Genomic DNA, 16,606 nt, shown 5'->3' on the forward strand with positions numbered 1-16,606 from the left:
TGGATGCGGCCGAGCCTCACCGCACCTCCGCCACCTCCACCCCATCCAACCCCTGCGACAAGGTCCGCGCGTCGCCGCCCTGCGCCAGCTTGATCCGCAGGCGCACTTCGTTCTGCGAGTCGGCGTAGCGCAGCGCGTCCTCGTAGCTGATCTCGCCGCCCTGGTAGAGCTCGAACAGGGCCTGGTCGAAGGTCTTCATGCCCAACTGGGTGGATTCCTTCATCAGCTCCTTGAGCTTGTGGATCTCGCCGTCGCGGATGTAGTCCTGCGCCAGCGGGGTGCCGAGCAGGATCTCCATCGCCACGCGCCGGCCCTTGCCGTCGGGGGTCGGGATCAGCTGCTGGGCGACCACGCCCTTGAGGTTCAGCGACAAGTCCATCAACAGCTGGTTGCGGCGGTCTTCGGGGAAGAAGTTGATGATGCGGTCCATCGCCTGGTTGGCGTTGTTGGCGTGCAGGGTGCACAGCACCAGGTGGCCGGTTTCGGCGAAGGCGATGGCGTGGTCCATGCCTTCGCGGGTGCGCACCTCGCCGATCATGATCACGTCCGGCGCCTGGCGCAGGGTGTTCTTGAGCGCGGCTTCCCAGCTGTCGGTGTCGATGCCGACTTCGCGCTGGGTGATGATGCAGCCCTCGTGGCGGTGCACGAACTCGATCGGGTCCTCGATGGTGATGATGTGGCCGGTCGAGTTCTGGTTGCGGTAGCCGATCATCGCCGCCAGCGAGGTCGACTTGCCGGTGCCGGTGGCGCCGACGAAGATGATGATGCCGCGCTTGGTCATCGCCAGCGTCTTGATGATCGGCGGCAGGTTCAGCTCGTCGACGCTGGGGATCTTGGTCTCGATCCGGCGCAGCACCATGCCGACCTGGTTGCGCTGGTAGAAGCAGCTCACGCGGAAGCGGCCGACGCCGGTGACGCCGATGGCGAAGTTGCACTCGTGGGTCTTTTCGAACTCCTCGCGCTGCTGCGGGCTCATCACGTTGAGGACGAGGTCGCGGCTCTGCTGCGGGGTCAGCGGGTTCTGGGTGATCGGGGTGATCTTGCCGTGCACCTTCATCGACGGCGGCATGCCGGCGGTGATGAACAAGTCCGAGGCGCGCTGGTGCGCCATCAGCTTGAGGAAGGAGGTGAAGTCGATCGCGCCGGAGGCGGTGGTCGGGTTGGACGGGGCGGGCGTGTTCATGCGGCTACCTCCTCGGGAGGTCGATTACGGCGGCGTGGGTCGCCGGGGGGATGGGTTCGCGGCAGGGCGCGGCGTCGAGGCGGCGGCGCGGGGCCGCGCCGCCGCAGCGGCGTCACTCGAACAGGCGCTTGTCCTTGGCGTATTCCTTGGCCTGCGGGCGCAGGATCAGGCCGCGCTTGACCAGGTCCTGGAGGTGCTGGTCCAGGGTCATCATGCCGTAGGCCTGGCCGGTCTGGATCGCCGAGTACATCTGCGCGACCTTGTCCTCGCGGATCAGGTTACGGATCGCCGGGATGCCGACCATGATCTCCCAGGCCGCGGTGCGGCCGCCGCCGACCTTCTTCAGCAGCGCCTGCGAGATCACCGCGCGCAGCGATTCGGACAGCATCGAGCGCACCATCGGCTTCTCGCCGGCGGGGAACACGTCGATGATGCGGTCCACGGTCTTGGCCGCCGAGGAGGTGTGCAGGGTGCCGAACACCAGGTGGCCGGTTTCCGCCGCGGTCAGCGCCAGACGGATGGTTTCCAGGTCGCGCAACTCGCCGACGAGGATGTAGTCGGGGTCTTCGCGCAGCGCCGAACGCAGCGCCTCGTTGAAGCCGTGCGTGTCGCGATGGACTTCGCGCTGGTTGATCAGGCACTTCTGCGAGGTGTGCACGAACTCGATCGGGTCTTCGACCGAGAGGATGTGCGCGTACTCGTTCTTGTTGATGTGGTCGATCATCGCCGCGAGCGTGGTCGACTTGCCCGAGCCGGTCGGCCCGGTCACCAGGATCAGGCCCTGCGGCTGCTCGATCAGCTGGCGGAAGATCGGCGGGCAGCCCAGGTCCTCCAGGCTCAGCACCTCGGAGGGAATGGTACGGAACACCGCGCCGGCGCCGCGGTTCTGGTTGAAGGCGTTGACGCGGAAGCGCGCCAGGCCGGGGATCTCGAACGAGAAATCGACTTCCAGGAACTCTTCGAAGTCGCGCCGCTGCTTGTCCGACATGATGTCGTACACCAGGGCGTGGACCTGCTTGTGGTCCAGGGCCGGGATGTTGATCCGGCGCACGTCGCCATCGACCCGGATCATCGGCGGCAGGCCGGCCGAAAGATGCAAGTCGGATGCTTTGTTCTTTACCGAAAACGCCAGAAGTTCGGCGATATCCATGCGTGCTCCCCGCACTGCTCTAGGACCCGCCTCGCGGGTCCGGAAAAACCAGCCACTTGGTTCCGCTGCCGTGGAACGGCCCGATCGCAACCGTAAAGCTGGAACCAAACCACCCCCAAGAGGCAGTATAGCCCCGCAACGGCTGCGCCGTTCCACCCTTTCTCACAGGATTTCCCCGCGTGCACGAGCACGTTCTCCATCACATCTTGCAACAGTTGCGCGACGCGGCGCACGACGCCGGCCGGCCGGTTCCTCGATTGCTTGCGGTCAGTAAGACCCAGGATGAGACCGCGGTCGCGAATCTGGCACTGCAGGGCCAGGACGCCTTCGGCGAGAACTACGTCCAGGAGGCGGCCGGCAAGCGCGCGGTCATGGCCGCCACCGCCGCGGCCGGGCGGGCGCTGGAGTGGCACCTGATCGGCCACCTGCAATCGAACAAGGCCGCCGAGGCGGCGGCGCTGTTCGACTGGGTGCACACCGTGGACCGGCCCAAGCTGGTCGCGGCGCTGGCCCGCCACCGCGGCGCGGACGCGCCGCTGAACGTGTTGATCCAGGTCAACATCGACGACGAGGCCAGCAAGCACGGCTGCCGCCCCGACGAGGTGCCGGCGCTGGCCGCGGCGATCGCCGCCGAGCCGGCGCTGCGCCTGCGCGGTCTGATGGTGATCCCGACCCCGCACGCCGAGCCCGAACAACGCCGGCCGTCGTTCCGACGCGCCAAGGCCCTGTTCGACGCCCTCGCCGCCGACCGTGCCGGCGTGGACACCTTGTCGATGGGGATGAGCGACGACTTCGCCATCGCCATCGCCGAGGGCGCGACCCTGGTGCGGATCGGCACCGCCCTGTTCGGCGCGCGCGCGCGGCCGGCATAACCGGCGCGGCGGCACGGCGGCGCGGGCGCCTCAGTCCGCCAGCCGCTCCACTTCGGCCAGCACCTGGTCCAGACCGGCGATCGTCTCTTCCCGGGCGTCGCCGCCCTCGCGCCGCAGCCATCGGCTGTGCATGCCGAAGTCGCGCGGCCCCAACCAATCGTCGGCGCGGGTGTCGCCGATCATCAGGACCTCGGCCGGCGCGCATCCCAGGCGTTCGCAGACGTGGGCGTAGATGGCGGGATCGGGCTTGACCGCGCCGACTTCGAAGCTCCAGGCGTAGGCATCGAGTTCGAACGGCAACAGCGCGCGCACCGGCGGCGCGTAAGGCGCGGCCAGGTTCGAGCACAGTCCCAGCCGCAGGCCGCGCGCCCTCAGCGCTTGCAAGGTCGCGGCGGTGTCGTCGAACAGGCGCACGCTCGCCAGCTCGGCCTGCAGGTCGCGTTCCAGCGACGCCAGTTCCTGCGCGCCGAGTTCGGCGCCCAGCAAGGCCGCGGCGCCGGCCAGCCCGACATCGCGGCTCATGATCCGCGCCGCGTCCCCAGCCTGGCCATGCCGGCCGCGGGCTTCGAGCAAGCCGACCAGGCGGCGGAACGGACGGCGGCGTTCGCGCATGTACACCAACGTGCCGAACACATCGAACACCACGGCCCGTATCGCCATCTTGCGTCGCCTCGCGGTAAAACCGCAGCCTAGCCGATCCGCGCCGACGCGCCGACGCGCCGGGCCGGCCCGGGCCGAATTGCTATCCTGCGCGGGTGCTCACTCTTGCCCGACCCGCCATGTCCGACGCCACGCCCCCCTCCTCCGCGCCGATCGCCTTCGTCGGCGGCGGCAACATGGCCCGCAGCCTGATCGGCGGCTTGATCGCGCGCGGCGCCGATCCCGCCCGCATCCGCGTCGCCGAACCCGTGCCGGCACTGCGCGACGCGCTGGCGCGCGACTTCGGCGTGCCGGTGTTCGAACGCGGCGAGGACGCGGTCGAAGGCGCGCAGGTGTGGCTGCTGGCGGTCAAGCCGCAGGTGATGCGCGAGGTCTGCGGATCGCTGGCCACGCAGGCGCGCGCGCAGGCGCCGCTGGCGATCTCGATCGCCGCCGGCATCACCGCCGGCCAGCTCGACCGCTGGCTCGGCGGCGGCGCCGCGGTGGTGCGGGCGATGCCGAACACGCCGGCGCTGCTCGGCGCCGGCATCACCGGCCTGTACGCGAACGACGCGGCGCGGCCGCGTTTCGACCAGGCCGCCGAGCTGCTGTCGGCGGTCGGCCCGACCGTGCGCATCGACGACGAAGCGCAGATGGACGCGGTCACCGCGGTCTCCGGCAGCGGCCCGGCCTATGTGTTCCTGCTGGCCGAGGCGATGCAGCAGGCCGGCGAAGCGCAGGGCCTGGACAGCGACGCCGCGCGCGCGCTGGTCGTGCAGACCTTGCTCGGCGCGGCCACCATGCTGCGGGACAGCGAGGAATCCGCGGCGACGTTGCGCGCGCGGGTGACCTCGCCCGGCGGCACCACCCAGGCCGCGATGGAGACGTTCGAAGCCGGCGGCCTGCGCGAACTGGTCGCGCGCGCGATCGCCGCGGCGACCGAGCGCGGCCGGCAGCTGTCGGCGGCCAACGAGTGAGCCGCCGCATCTTGGCGGCGCTGGCGTTGGCGTTGCTCGCCGGCTGCGGCCGCGATCCTTCGGTACCGCCGAGCCAGGGCAACGCCGCCGGCAGCGAGACCGTGCGCCAGGGCGATGTGTATCTGCACGTCACCGCGGTGCAGACCGACAAACTGCCCGAACAGGTGGTGCGCCGCTACGGCGCCCAGCGCGATGCGCGCACGGTGCTGGTGGTGATGTCGCTGCGCCTGGGCGGCGGCGCCGACGCCAAGGCGCTGACCGCGCAGCGCGTCCAGGCGACCGCGACCGACCTGCTCGGCCGCAAGCAGACCCTGGCGATGCGCGAGATGCGCGACGGCGAATTGGTGGACTACGTCGGCACCGCGCAGGTGGCGCCGCCGGATACGCTGCGTTTCGAGGTGTCGATGGACACCGGGCACGGCGTTCATCCGGCCAAGTTCAATCGCGATTTCTTTTGAGCGGGCTTTGGGTGGCGCTGCGGGCCCGATGCGCTTCTTTGTATCCGGCGCGGTATCAGGCGCGACACAGCGATCTGAGCGAACAGCGTCGGGGCTGAAGCCCCTCCCACAGGAGCGGGCCGGTGCGCGACAGGCTGTTGTGGAAGGGCCTTTAGGCCCGACGCTTTTCTATCCGATGCGACGCTGCCAGCTGAGCGAAAAACATCGCGGCTGAAGCCGCTCCCACTGACGACGCATCTCATCGCCCGGGCAAACCGCCATTGCGCGCCAGCGCATCCACCCGACGCCGTTCGTTCGGGTCGAAGTCCGCGAGCAAGGCATCCAGTCGCTGGCGCCGCTGCGTCTCGCTCAGGCCGCCGTCGGCGAGCACGCGCTGACGTTGCGCGGCATAGCTGCGCAGGCGCAACTGCCATTGCGCGCGGCGTTGGTCGAGGTCGGCCAGGCGCTGCGCCGCCGCCGCGCCGTACTGCGCTTCGCGCTGGGCGTAGCGCGTCGCCGCGTCGGTGCCCTCGCGCTCGAAACGCCGGTTCTGCGCCAGCGCATCGCTCAACTGCGCGCTCGCTTGCAGCGCGGGTTCGGCCGCCGCGCTGCGGTCGAGTTCGGCCAGGCCGTCCGCGCGCGCCTGGGCATCGAGTCCCTGCTGCGCCAGCAACGCCCCGCGCGCCGCGCCGCGCTGGCGCGCCAGTTCGTAGTCGGCTTCTTCCTGCGCGTAGAAGGCCTGCGCGAGTTCCTCGCCCAGGCGCTCGCGGCGCAAGGCGCGCACCCGCGCGAACCCGGCCTCGGCGCCGCCGGCGGCCTGCGCCAGGGCCACCGAATCGCGCTCCAGCGCGACATAGGCGTCGTACCAGGCCAGCACCGTCGCCAGCGCCGGCGGCGCCAGCTGCGCGTGCAGGTGCAGGGCCAGGGCCGAGCGGATCGTCTCGGGCGAGCGCTCGCCGCTGCGCGCCAGGAAATAGTCGAACAGGCGGCGCAGTTCGCGATCCGCGCGCGGGCGGCCGAGCGCGTCGAGCGTGGCCGCGCCGTCCACCGCGGTGTCGCGCAGCGAATCGGCCGCGGCCGCGCGATCCGGCGCGACCGGCCTCGACACACGCGATTCCGCGGCGCGCGGATCGGGATCGGCGAGTTGACCGCCATCGCCGCTGCTAACCACTGTAGCCGACGACAGCAGCGGCCGCTCCAGCAGCCCGCCGACCGCGAACACCGCGACGATCGCCAGGACCGCGACGATCGCCATGGCGATGCCTAGCGCGGTGGCGCGCATGCTTACAGCCCCGCGTTCTTGAGCCGGTTGACGTGGGCGCGGTAGACGCTGGTCGGATTGGCGCTGAACAGCCCGCGCAGGCCGGCGATCTGGTTGACCTCGTCGAGATGGTTCCACTCGTAGTCGTCGCGGATCACCTGGCCCCAGTGGCTGGAGCAGCGACCGACCAAGCCGTCGTTGGCTTCGCCGGCGAACAGCAGGCCGCCGGCGATCATCGCCGGGTCGGAGGCGTCGAACCAGTGGGTCGAATTGGAAGTGCCGCCGAACGAGTAATAGCGCACCCCGCCGGCCGTCGCCGCGCCGCTGCCGCAGGCGCTGGTCGGCATGCCCTGCGGATAGCGCGCGTTGAAGCGCGCCGAACCGGCGCTGTCGAGCGCCTTGAGCGCGGCCAGCGAATCCTGCGACGACTGGCCGCCGGACAGCGCGCCGATCAGCGAGGAGAACGCATTCACGAACGAGGCGATCAACGGCCGCAGCGGCGAGCCGTCCGGCACCGTGGTGCCGATGAAATCGGCGACCTTGCTGCCGGCGTGCGGCGAACCGATCGAGGTCATCGACGCGACCAGATCCGGCCGCACCGCGGCGACGTAGCGCGCGGTCGGCCCGCCCTGGCTGTGGCCGACCAGGTTGAACTTGGTGTAGCCGTGCAGCGCTTGCAGGGTTTCCAGTTGGTCGATCAGCTGCTCGCCGCGCACTTCGTTGGAGTTGGCCGCCGCGACCTGGGCCACGTACACCTGCGCGCCGCCGGAGCGCAGCGCCTGCGGGATGCCGAACCAGTAGTCGTAGACGCCGCCGATGGCGTCGAAACCGAACAGGCCGTGCACCAGCACCACCGGATAGCGGGTCTTGGTGTAGTCGTCGGCGCTGGCCGGGAAGGCCGCGGCGCAGCACAACAGGGCGAACAGCACGGGCGCGCCGAACAGGCGGCGCAGGTTGAGTCGCGACATGGTCCCTCCCAGGGACACGACGGCGGCGCGCCGACGGGTCGACTGTACGAATGGGTATGGCGGGGACACGCCGCGCTGCACCATACCGTGGGGAACTGTGAACTGGACGGGAGAAACGGGGGCGACCGGGGCGCGCGCAGGCCGGGAAATGCTGCGTCGCATCGTAGTTTGCGCGGTAACCGTGGTGGCGCGGTCGCGGCTCGCGCCGCTCCTACAGGCAGCCCATGCAGAAGCGGCGCGAGCCGCGACCGCGCCAATCCAACCACGACGCGCCCAGCAGTCGCCCCACCCGCCCGCATCGCCGACAATGCCCTTCCCCGCTGTCGACCTCTGGACCCATGGGCCCGCAACGCATCGTCTGCCTCACCGAGGAACCTACCGAGACCTTGTACCTGCTCGGCGAGCAGGACCGCATCGTCGGCATCAGCGGCTTCACCGTGCGTCCGCCGCAGGCGCGCAAGGAAAAGCCCAAGGTCAGCGCCTTCACCAGCGCCAAGATCGGCGAGATCCTCAAGCTCAAGCCCGACTTCGTGATCGGGTTTTCCGACATCCAGGCCGAGATCGCCGCCGAGCTGATCAAGCACGGCGTCGAGGTGTGGATCAGCAATCATCGCAGCGTCGCCGGCATCGTCGATTACGTGCGCCGGCTCGGCGCGCTGGTCGGCGCGGGCGAGCGCGCCGCGGCGCTGGCCGGCGAACTGGAGCGCAACCTCGACGCCGCGCGCGAGCGCGCCGCGCGCCTGCCGCGCCGACCCAAGGTGTATTTCGAGGAATGGGACAGCCCGCAGATCACCGGCATCGCCTGGGTGTCCGAGCTGGTCGGCATCGCCGGCGGCGACGATGTATTCCCCGAACACGCGGCGATGCCGCTGGCGCGCGACCGCATCCTGGCCGACCCGCTGGAGGTCGTGCGGCGCGCGCCGGAGCTGATCCTGGGCAGTTGGTGCGGCAAGAAATTCCGCCCCGAACAGGTGGCCGCGCGCGCGGGTTGGAGCGAGGTGCCGGCGGTGCGCGACGGCGAGCTGCACGAGGTGAAGTCGCCGATCATCCTGCAACCGGGGCCGGCGGCGCTGACCGCGGGCGTCGACGAACTGAGCCGTATCATCGCCGGCTGGGCGCAGCGGCGGGCGGGCTGAAGAATCGTTGCCGTCGGGCCCCGCGGCGCTTGTTGTAAGGCCCGCGGCTCTTGTGGGAGGGCCTTCAGGCCCGATGCTCTTGTTTCAGTTCGCGGCGATCCGAACGCAAAGCGTCGGGCCTGAAGGCCCTCCCACAAAAGACAAGAGCGTCGGGCCTGAAGGCCCTCCCACAAAAGACAAGAGCGTCGGGCCTGAAGGCCCTCACACAACAACGGCTCTGCGTCTACTGCGCGTCGAGCCTGCGGCGGAAATACACCACCCGCTCGGTCTCCTCGAAGCCGCAGGCGGCATGCGCGCGGTGCGAGTCGAGGTTGTCGAGCAAGGCATCGGAGGCCAGTTCGCGGCAGCCGCGTTCGCGTCCCCACGCTTCCACCGCCGCGACCAGCGCGCGGCCGACGCCCCGGCCGCGATGCGACGGCGCCACGTACCAGCCTTCCAGGAACGCCACCGGCGAGGACTCGGTGCCATTGACATAGTCGCTGCGCAGGCTGGCCTCGGCGAAGCCGCACACGCCCTCGCCGTCTTCGGCGAGGAAAGCGGCCAGGCGCGCGTCCTCGAACCAACCGTCCAGATCCGCGGCCAGTTCCGCCAACGGCTGCTCCGGCCACAGCTGCGCGCGCAGCGTCGCCCAGGCGGCGCGGTCGGCCGGCGCGGCCGCGCGCACGCGCCAGGGCTGATTCACGGATACAGCATCCGCTTGCTGTAGCTGCCTGCGCGGTCGCTCTCGTACAGCCAGCGCTCGTGCAGGCGGAAGTCGGCGCCGTACCAGAACTCGAGCCTGTCGGCGCGCACGCGCAGACCGGTCCAGCGTGGCGGGCGCGGCACCTCGCGGCCCTCGAAGGAATGCTCGGCTTCGGCCAGGCGCTGCTCGAATTCCTCGCGGCCGTCCAGGGTTTCCGATTGCTTCGACGCCCACGCGCCGAGCTGGCTGCCGCGCGGGCGGCTGGCGAAATACGCGTCGGCTTCGGCCTCGGAGACGATCTCCACCGCGCCCTCGATCCGCACCTGCACGCCATGGCGCACGCGCGGCCAGTGGAACAGCAGCGCGGCGTGCGGATTGGCCTGCAGCTCGCGGCCCTTGCGTCCGTCGAGGTGGGTGTAGAACACGAAGCCGCGCGCGTCGTGCGCCTTCAGCAACACCGTGCGCACGGACGGGCGGCCGTCGAGCGACGCGGTGGCGACGCTCATCGCGGTCGGATCGTGCTCGCCGGCCGCGCGCGCTTGTGCGAACAGCGCGTCGAAGGTGGCGAGGGCTTCGTTGAGCAAATCGGCGGTCGGGTTCATTGCGCTATTGTGAGCGCATGTCGCCGCGTCCGCATCTGCCCGCCGCCCGCGCGCCCGCCACATCGGGCAAAGCCGCCGCGGCGGCCGGCGACGACGCGCACGGTTTCGACGCTCCGTTCGTTGCCGACGTTCTCGCTCAGGCGCTGGCGATCCGCGCGCCGGCCGGCCGAGCACGCGTGTTCGCCATCAGCGGCCTGCAGGGCAGCGGCAAATCGACGCTGGCCGCGCAACTGGCCGCGGCCGCGCAAGCGCACGGGCTGCGCACCGCAGTGCTGTCGATCGACGACTTCTATCTCGGCCGGCGCGAACGCCAGCGCCTGGGCCGGCAGGTGCATCCGTTGCTGGCCACGCGCGGGCCGCCGGGCACCCACGATGTCGCGCTGGCTTGCGCCCTGCTCGACGAACTGCGTCATCGCGCCGCGGTGCGCCTGCCACGCTTCGACAAGCTCGCCGACACCCGCCTGCCGCCGTCGCGCTGGCCGCGCGCGAACGCCGTCGACCTGGTGGTGTTCGAAGGCTGGTTCCTCGGCGCGCCGGCGCAGGACACTGCGCAACTGGCCGAACCGGTCAACGCGCTGGAACGCGACGAGGACGCCCACGGCGTTTGGCGCGCTTACTGCAATCGCGCCCTGGCCGCGGACTATCCGCCGCTGTGGTCGCAGCTGGACCGGCTGCTGTTCCTGCAGCCGCCGGGGTTCGAGGTGGTCGCGGGCTGGCGCTGGCAGCAGGAACAGGCATTGCAGGCGCGCCATCCGCACCGCCAGGGCATGACCCGGGCGCAGGTGCAGCGCTTCGTGAGCCTGTTCGAGCGGGTCAGCCGGCAGGCGCTGGCGACGCTGCCGGGAATCGCCGACCGGACGGTCGTGCTGGATGCGCAGCGCAGGCCGCGAGCTTAGCCGGATTGATCGCGCCGGAGCGGAGAGCGTCGGGCCTGAAGGCCCTCCCACAAGGGCTAAGGCCGCTCGCAAGCCGAAGCCGTAGGCCTTCGTGGGAGGGCCTTCAGGCCCGACGCTTTCCTTTCAGCCGCGACGCCCGCTCACTTCACCACGAAGCTGATTTTCAGATTCACCCGCCACTCCTGGATGTTGCCGGCCGCGTCGGTGGTGACCTTGATCTCGTTGACCCAGGCGCCCTGGATGTCCTTGACCGATTCGGCGCACTTGGCCAGGCCGGACTTGACCGCGTCCTCGATGCCGGTGGTGGAGGAAGTGCTGAGTTCGATGACCTTGGCGACCGACATGTGCGTCTCTCCTGTGGCGCGCGAACGGGAAACGCCCGCGCCGCGGCGCGCGCGGGGCCGGCGACGGGAACCCCGAGCCTAGGCCGGGGCTCGTTAAGCCGGCGCAAGCGTCGCGGCGGCGCAAGCGCGGGCGCGGCGTGCCCTACAATCGCGGCATGAATCCGGCGAGCAATCTGATCCTGGTCGGGCCGATGGGCTCGGGCAAAACCTGCATCGGCAAGCGCCTGGCCGAGCGCTTCGGCCTGCGCGCGGTCGACGCCGACCGCGAGGTCGAGCTGCGCGCCGGCGCGCGCATCGCCGAAATCTTCGAACACGAAGGCGAAGCGGGCTTTCGCGCGCGCGAGACCGCGGCGCTGGCCGAACTGCTGGCCGGCGACGGCCTGCTGCTGTCCACCGGCGGCGGCGCGGTGCTGGCGGCGGACAACCGTCGGCTGCTGCGCGAGCGCGGTTTCGTCGTATACCTGCAGGTCAGCGTCCAACAGCAGCTCGAACGCCTGGCCCAGGACCGCAGCCGCCCGCTGCTGGCGCGCGGCGACCGCGAGCAGGTGCTGCGCGATCTCGCCCGGGTGCGCGCGCCGCTGTACGCCGAAGTCGCCGACCTGCCATTCGACACCGGCGCCGCCGGCGCCGGCGAGGCCGCGCTGGGCCTGGCGCGCCAGCTCGACGCGCTGTGGCGGCGCCCGCCTTCGTCCACGTCTTCCCCCCTTGGAGCCACCGCATGAACGCGCCGCGCAAAGTCGAAGTGTCCGGCGAAGCCGGCTACAGCATCGAGATCGGTCCGGGCCTGCTCGGCGACGGCGCGCGCCTGGCCAGGGCGCTGCGCGGCCGCCACGCGCTGGTGGTCAGCGACGGCAACGTCGCCCCGCTCTACCTCGACGGCGCGCTCGCCGCGCTGGCCGAAGCCAAGCCCGGCCTCAGCGTCGCCACCTTCACGATCCCGCCCGGCGAACACGAAAAGACCCTGGAGCGCTTCACCGAGTGCCTGCACGCGCTGTCCGAACTCGGCGCGACCCGCGACGCGACGGTGCTCGCGCTCGGCGGCGGCGTGGTCGGCGACCTCGCCGGTTTCGCCGCGGCCTGCTGGATGCGCGGCATCGACTGCGTGCAGCTGCCGACCACGCTGCTGGCGATGGTCGATTCCTCGGTCGGCGGCAAGACCGCGGTCGACCTGCCCAGCGGCAAGAACCTGGTCGGCGCGTTCCATCCGCCGCGCGCGGTGATCGCCGACACCTCGACCCTGCGCACCCTGCCCGACCGCGAACTGCGCGCCGGCCTGGCCGAGGTGGTGAAGTACGGCGCGATCTTCGACGCCGGCTTCCTCGACTGGCTGGAAAGCCACGCCGAGGCGCTGCTCGCGCGCGACGACGCCGCGCTGGCCGAAGCGATCGCGCGCAGCTGCGCGTTCAAGGCCGATGTGGTCGCGCGCGACCCGTACGAACGCGGCGACCGCGCCATGCTCAACTTCGGCCACACCTTCGGCCACGCGATCGAGACCGAGCAGGGCTACGCCGGCACCACCGGCGACGGCCTCAACCACGGCGAGGCGGTGGCGGTGGGCATGGTCCTGGCAGCGCGTTTGTCGGCCGCGCTCGGCCGCGCCGGCGCGGCCGATGCCGAGCGCCTGCAACGCCTGCTCGAACGCCTGGGCCTGCCGGTGCGCATCCCCGCCGGGCTCGACCCGCAAGCGCTGCTGGCGCGCATGCGCCTGGACAAGAAGGCCGACGCCTCGGGCCTGCGCTTCGTGCTGTGGGACCGCGCCGGCGCGGCGCGGATCGTGTCGGGAGTGGCGGACGAGCAAGTGCTGGCGGTGTTGCGCGAAGGCTGAGCGCACCGGCGCGGCCGCCGTCTTCGCCGAGGGCGGCAGGATGCGCTCGTTTTCGGCGACCGCCTGCGCCTGCTGGACAGCGACGCGATCCCGCTCGTCGATGCTCGCTCGCCCCACGACGCGAATGAGCGCATCGGCGCCGACGCCCGCGCGCGCGCGTCTACGCCGTCGCACGGGCTTGAGCGCCGCCCGCGGCCTCAGGCCGCGACCTAACTCCGCGACCGCGCGCGTTGGGTGTCGCCGTCGGCGTATCGGCGCAGGTTCTGCGGTACGCGGGCGGGCGGGCGGATAGCGAAAACGCGCAGCGGCGCGGGTTCGTTTAGGCACGTTGGGCTTTTGCGGTGGCTGGGGCGTCGCCGTGGCTGAGGTGTCGCGGTCGCGGCTTGCGCCGCTCCTACAGGGGCTTGGGCTGGTTCGGGCAGCGGCGGAAAGCGGCGCGCGGCGCTTCACACCGCCGCCCGCGCCGCGTTCTGTCCCGCATCGCCCATCGGATCGCGTCGCATGGCCGCCGTGTCGTTGCTGGAAATGCTGCTGTTGCGCCGCGCCCTCGCCCGTCCCGCGCCGGCTCCCGCCGACGCGGACGAACCCGCCCCTCCCACCGACCAGGAGCCCGCCGTGGCCAACGAGTTCGAATTCCTCGACAAGCATTACGATCCCACCGACCTGCCCGAAATCGCCGCGCAGACCGCGCTGGAACGTTTCGGCAACTACCCCAACGCGCGCACCAGCACGGTCATCTTCGGCGTGGCCTGGCAGGCGCTGACCGAGTCGATCCAGCATGCGGTGCTCAACTACAACAACGGCGGCATCTACGACGCCCCGGTCGCCGCGGTACTGAGCGAGGACGCCAACCAGTGGCAGATCATCCTGACCGGCCTACGCTTCGTGAACGCCACCCGGACCATGGTCGGCGGCCGCCCGCAGTACACGGTCAGCGAATATTCCAACGGCTCGATCTTCCTCACCGCGCAGGCGCCGGGCGGGCAGGCGCTCGGCGAAATCGTGCACCTGGGCAATGGCTTCGGCGACTGGGTGCAGGACGTCGAACTCAAGAACCCGCCCACGTACTGAGTCCGCGCGGCCGGCGGCGGCGCGCCGCCGGCCCGTCCCGCCGCCCCGGCGCAGCCGCCGGCCACGCCCGGCTCGGGCCCCGGCCGCGGCCGCGACGCCGCCGCGACCGCCCCGTAGCGCGGCGCCCAGCCGGCCCGCACCGGCTGCCGCGGCCAGCGCCTGCGGCTACAATCGGCCGGTGCGCCTCCTCCTCCAACAACGCCCCGACGGCCACGAAGCCCCGCGCTTCGTGCAATTGATGCTGCAGCCCGACCTGCTCGGCGGCTGGACCCTGGTGCGCGAAAGCGGCCAGATCGGCGGCCGCAGCACCGTCCGGCGCGAGCAATTCCTCGACCGCGACAGCGCATTCGTGGCGCTGGAGCAGGCGCGCGACCAACAACTCAAGCGCGGTTTCCAGCTGATGTTCAGCCAGGGCGCCGAAGCGCCGCGATGACCGCGCGCGCGGCGCCGCCGGCGCGGGTGGGACAAACCGCCACTCCTGCCCTTGCCCGCCGCGGCCCAGACTGCGCGCCGGGCCGGTTCGCGCCGCCACGCCCGCGACGCCGCCCCCGCCCCGCCGACCACGCCCGCCGCCGCAACGCGCGCGAACGCTGATCCGCCCCCGACTTCCCGACGAACCCCACGGCCCACGCCCGACCATGTCCAGCCAGCCCCTCGCCAACGATCGCTTCCTGCGCGCCCTGCGCCGCCAACCCGTCGACCGCACGCCCGTGTGGCTGATGCGCCAGGCCGGCCGCTACCTGCCCGAGTACCGCGCCACCCGCGCCCAGGCCGGCAGCTTCCTGCAACTGGCCAAGAACCCGGAGTTGGCCTGCGAGGTCACCCTGCAGCCGCTGCGCCGGTTCCCGCTGGACGCGGCGATCCTGTTCTCCGACATCCTCACCGTGCCCGACGCGATGGGCCTGGGCCTGTACTTCGCCGACGGCGAGGGCCCGAAGTTCGAGCGCCCGATCCGCTCCGCCGCCGACATCGACAAGCTCGGCGTGCCCGACATGGAGACCGACCTGCGCTACGTGATGGACGCGGTGCGCACCATCCGCCGCGAATTGAACGGCTCGGTGCCGCTGATCGGTTTCTCCGGCAGTCCGTGGACCATCGCCTGCTACATGGTCGAAGGCGGCGGCAGCGACAACTATTCCAAGGTCAAGTCGCTCGCGCTCAACGACCCGGCGGCGATGCACAAGCTGCTGGGCACGGTCACCGACGCGGTGATCGCGTACCTCAAGGCCCAGCACGCCGCCGGCGCGCAGGCGCTGCAGGTGTTCGACACCTGGGGCGGGGTGCTGTCGCCGTCGATGTACCGCGAGTTCTCGCTGCGCTATCTGCAGCGCATCGCCGCCGAACTGCCGCGCGGCGACGGCGAGACGCGCGCGCCGCTGATCCTGTTCGGCAAGGGCAACGATCCTTACCTGGACGAACTCGCCGCCAGCGGCGCCGAGGCAGTCGGGGTGGATTGGACCATCGGCCTGGGCGACGCCGCGCGCCGCATCGGCGGGCGCACCGCGCTGCAGGGCAACCTCGATCCGGTGACGCTGTACGCCTCGCCCGAAGCGATCCGCCGCGAAGTCGGGCGCGCGCTCGACGACTATCGCGACGGCAACGGCGGCTCGCGCGAAGGGCACGTGTTCAACCTCGGCCACGGGCTGTCGCCGGACATGTCGCCGGAGCATGTCGGCGCGCTGGTGGCGGCGGTGCACGAGTTGAGCGCGCGCTGACGCGCCGGTTAGCGCGGCCTTCGAAAAACCGGCGTCCGCGCCGGTTTTTTCGTTGCCGCGATGGGTTTGCGTTCGGCTCCGCCGCGGCGCCCAGGCAGGCGCCCAGGCAGGCGCTGAGGCCGCTGCGCTGACGGCGCGCAGCGAACAAGCGGCGCAGCGAGGCACCCGGCAGCGTCGCCGCCTTGCGCGTACGCAACAACGTCGCAGCGGCCGAACCTTCGTCGGCCGCGACGCGGCCGCCGCGGCCGCTGCCTCAGTGCAGGTGCACCGCCAGCCAGACGCTGCCTTCGGCGACCTTGCGCACCGTATGCGGCGTGCCGGCCGGCAGGAACAGATAATCGCCGGCGCGCAGGATCGTCGTTTCGCCGGCGACGTCGAGTTCGGCTTCGCCGCGCAGCAGCGCGACCCATTCGTCCTGCGGCTGCACGTACGGCGTCGGCTGGATCCGCGCCGAGCTGACGATGCGTTCGACCACCAGGTTCTTGTGCGTGAGCAGCGCCTCGAAGCGCTCGCCTTCGGCCGGCGCGTCGGCGCCGGCGAACAGATTCCCGATCGGCATGATGCTGGATGGCTCCCGGTAGCAGCGGCGCGAGCCGCGATCGCGATCATTCAACTACGGCGCGATGTCGCGGGGGCGGACGGCGGTCAAGCAAACGCGAGGCGGGGCGTGGAGGTCGGACGAGGACGTTTGCGTCGTAGTCGGGTTGGCGCGGTCGCGGCTTGCGCCGCTCCTACAGGGGGGGCGGACGGGACGGCGATGGGAGCCGATGGTGCGGTGACGCGACGCTCGCTCCTGCCCCCGTCATTCCGGCGCAAGCCGGAATCCATTTCGTTCCTGTTCCTTTCGC

Annotated in this window: 20 protein-coding genes; 10 read left to right on the forward strand and 10 right to left on the reverse strand. The window is 71.3% G+C overall.

What is annotated here, in order from left to right; genetic code table 11:
• Positions 1 to 16 precede the first annotated feature (16 nt).
• The gene (locus RDV84_RS00900; RefSeq protein ID WP_057946566.1) at positions 17 to 1,183 is read right to left on the reverse strand and encodes a PilT/PilU family type 4a pilus ATPase; all 1,167 of its coding nucleotides are present in this window, start codon (positions 1,181 to 1,183) and stop codon (positions 17 to 19) included.
• Between the two features lie 112 nt (positions 1,184 to 1,295).
• Entirely contained in the window at positions 1,296 to 2,333 is a 1,038-nt protein-coding gene (locus RDV84_RS00905; protein WP_057946565.1) for a type IV pilus twitching motility protein PilT, read from the reverse strand.
• A 179-nt stretch (positions 2,334 to 2,512) separates the two neighbouring features.
• Here RDV84_RS00905 and RDV84_RS00910 point away from each other — a divergent pair, with 179 nt between their 5' ends.
• Positions 2,513 to 3,205: a YggS family pyridoxal phosphate-dependent enzyme gene (locus RDV84_RS00910; RefSeq protein WP_309152174.1), complete on the forward strand. Its 693-nt coding sequence runs from the start codon at positions 2,513 to 2,515 to the stop codon at positions 3,203 to 3,205.
• Between the two features lie 30 nt (positions 3,206 to 3,235).
• On the opposite strand, the gene RDV84_RS00915 is transcribed toward RDV84_RS00910, so the two are convergent.
• Positions 3,236 to 3,865 (reverse strand): HAD family hydrolase, encoded by a 630-nt coding sequence (locus RDV84_RS00915; protein WP_309152175.1) that lies wholly within the window; start codon positions 3,863 to 3,865, stop codon positions 3,236 to 3,238.
• A 119-nt stretch (positions 3,866 to 3,984) separates the two neighbouring features.
• Between RDV84_RS00915 and proC the strand changes: the two genes are divergently transcribed.
• Positions 3,985 to 4,821 (forward strand): pyrroline-5-carboxylate reductase, encoded by an 837-nt coding sequence (proC, locus tag RDV84_RS00920; RefSeq protein WP_309152176.1) that lies wholly within the window; start codon positions 3,985 to 3,987, stop codon positions 4,819 to 4,821.
• Positions 4,818 to 5,279 (forward strand): DUF4426 domain-containing protein, encoded by a 462-nt coding sequence (locus RDV84_RS00925; RefSeq protein ID WP_309152177.1) that lies wholly within the window; start codon positions 4,818 to 4,820, stop codon positions 5,277 to 5,279. The genes proC and RDV84_RS00925 overlap by 4 nt, the downstream gene beginning before the upstream one ends.
• A 238-nt stretch (positions 5,280 to 5,517) precedes the next feature.
• On the opposite strand, the gene RDV84_RS00930 is transcribed toward RDV84_RS00925, so the two are convergent.
• Both RDV84_RS00930 and RDV84_RS00935 read right to left on the reverse strand, forming a co-directional pair.
• A complete protein-coding gene (locus RDV84_RS00930; protein WP_309152178.1) occupies positions 5,518 to 6,540 on the reverse strand; it encodes a lipase secretion chaperone in 1,023 nt (340 codons plus the stop codon).
• A gap of 2 nt (positions 6,541 to 6,542) precedes the next feature.
• The gene (locus RDV84_RS00935) at positions 6,543 to 7,487 is read right to left on the reverse strand and encodes a lipase family alpha/beta hydrolase (protein ID WP_309152179.1); all 945 of its coding nucleotides are present in this window, start codon (positions 7,485 to 7,487) and stop codon (positions 6,543 to 6,545) included.
• A 338-nt stretch (positions 7,488 to 7,825) separates the two neighbouring features.
• On the opposite strand from RDV84_RS00935, the gene RDV84_RS00940 reads away from it, so the two are divergent.
• Positions 7,826 to 8,623: a cobalamin-binding protein gene (locus RDV84_RS00940; protein WP_250444727.1), complete on the forward strand. Its 798-nt coding sequence runs from the start codon at positions 7,826 to 7,828 to the stop codon at positions 8,621 to 8,623.
• 84 nt (positions 8,624 to 8,707) lie between these two features.
• Here the strand turns inward: RDV84_RS00940 and RDV84_RS25565 are convergent, their stop codons facing one another.
• Genes RDV84_RS25565 through pdxH form a run of 3 tightly spaced genes read right to left on the reverse strand, consistent with a single transcriptional unit; the run spans position 8,708 to position 9,907 of the window.
• Positions 8,708 to 8,794 carry a DUF6053 domain-containing protein gene (locus tag RDV84_RS25565; protein ID WP_425608200.1) on the reverse strand — a complete coding sequence of 29 codons (87 nt, stop codon included), beginning with the start codon at positions 8,792 to 8,794 and terminating at the stop codon, positions 8,708 to 8,710.
• 52 nt (positions 8,795 to 8,846) lie between these two features.
• Positions 8,847 to 9,305, reverse strand: a complete 459-nt coding sequence (gene aac(6'), locus RDV84_RS00945) for an aminoglycoside 6'-N-acetyltransferase (protein ID WP_309152180.1) — start codon at positions 9,303 to 9,305, stop codon at positions 8,847 to 8,849.
• Positions 9,302 to 9,907, reverse strand: a complete 606-nt coding sequence (gene pdxH, locus RDV84_RS00950) for a pyridoxamine 5'-phosphate oxidase (RefSeq protein ID WP_309152181.1) — start codon at positions 9,905 to 9,907, stop codon at positions 9,302 to 9,304. Before pdxH ends, aac(6') begins: the two co-directional genes overlap by 4 nt.
• Before the next feature lie 17 nt (positions 9,908 to 9,924).
• Here pdxH and RDV84_RS00955 point away from each other — a divergent pair, with 17 nt between their 5' ends.
• Entirely contained in the window at positions 9,925 to 10,803 is an 879-nt protein-coding gene (locus RDV84_RS00955; RefSeq protein ID WP_425606335.1) for a kinase, read from the forward strand.
• 140 nt (positions 10,804 to 10,943) lie between these two features.
• Here RDV84_RS00955 and RDV84_RS00960 read toward each other — a convergent pair whose 3' ends face one another.
• Positions 10,944 to 11,147 (reverse strand): dodecin family protein, encoded by a 204-nt coding sequence (locus tag RDV84_RS00960; protein WP_057946557.1) that lies wholly within the window; start codon positions 11,145 to 11,147, stop codon positions 10,944 to 10,946.
• Positions 11,148 to 11,302: 155 nt separating this feature from the next.
• On the opposite strand from RDV84_RS00960, the gene RDV84_RS00965 reads away from it, so the two are divergent.
• The 5 genes from RDV84_RS00965 to hemE all read left to right on the forward strand — a co-directional run bounded on the left by RDV84_RS00965 (position 11,303) and on the right by hemE (position 15,758).
• Positions 11,303 to 11,869, forward strand: a complete 567-nt coding sequence (locus RDV84_RS00965) for a shikimate kinase (RefSeq protein ID WP_309152182.1) — start codon at positions 11,303 to 11,305, stop codon at positions 11,867 to 11,869.
• Positions 11,866 to 12,972 (forward strand): 3-dehydroquinate synthase, encoded by a 1,107-nt coding sequence (aroB, locus tag RDV84_RS00970; RefSeq protein ID WP_309152183.1) that lies wholly within the window; start codon positions 11,866 to 11,868, stop codon positions 12,970 to 12,972. The genes RDV84_RS00965 and aroB overlap by 4 nt, the downstream gene beginning before the upstream one ends.
• A gap of 501 nt (positions 12,973 to 13,473) precedes the next feature.
• Positions 13,474 to 14,043 (forward strand): hypothetical protein, encoded by a 570-nt coding sequence (locus RDV84_RS00975; protein WP_309152184.1) that lies wholly within the window; start codon positions 13,474 to 13,476, stop codon positions 14,041 to 14,043.
• Positions 14,044 to 14,221: 178 nt separating this feature from the next.
• Positions 14,222 to 14,476, forward strand: coding sequence for a WGR domain-containing protein (locus RDV84_RS00980; RefSeq protein ID WP_057946553.1), 255 nt, complete (start codon positions 14,222 to 14,224; stop codon positions 14,474 to 14,476).
• Positions 14,477 to 14,681: 205 nt separating this feature from the next.
• On the forward strand, positions 14,682 to 15,758 hold the full coding sequence (hemE, locus tag RDV84_RS00985) for a uroporphyrinogen decarboxylase (protein ID WP_057946552.1): 1,077 nt from the start codon (positions 14,682 to 14,684) through the stop codon (positions 15,756 to 15,758).
• Between the two features lie 253 nt (positions 15,759 to 16,011).
• Here hemE and RDV84_RS00990 read toward each other — a convergent pair whose 3' ends face one another.
• Positions 16,012 to 16,317: a cupin domain-containing protein gene (locus RDV84_RS00990; protein ID WP_078997824.1), complete on the reverse strand. Its 306-nt coding sequence runs from the start codon at positions 16,315 to 16,317 to the stop codon at positions 16,012 to 16,014.
• Positions 16,318 to 16,606: the final 289 nt, after the last annotated feature.

It is taken from the genome of Lysobacter yananisis, assembly GCF_031199375.1.
Lineage (GTDB): Bacteria > Pseudomonadota > Gammaproteobacteria > Xanthomonadales > Xanthomonadaceae > Lysobacter > Lysobacter yananisis.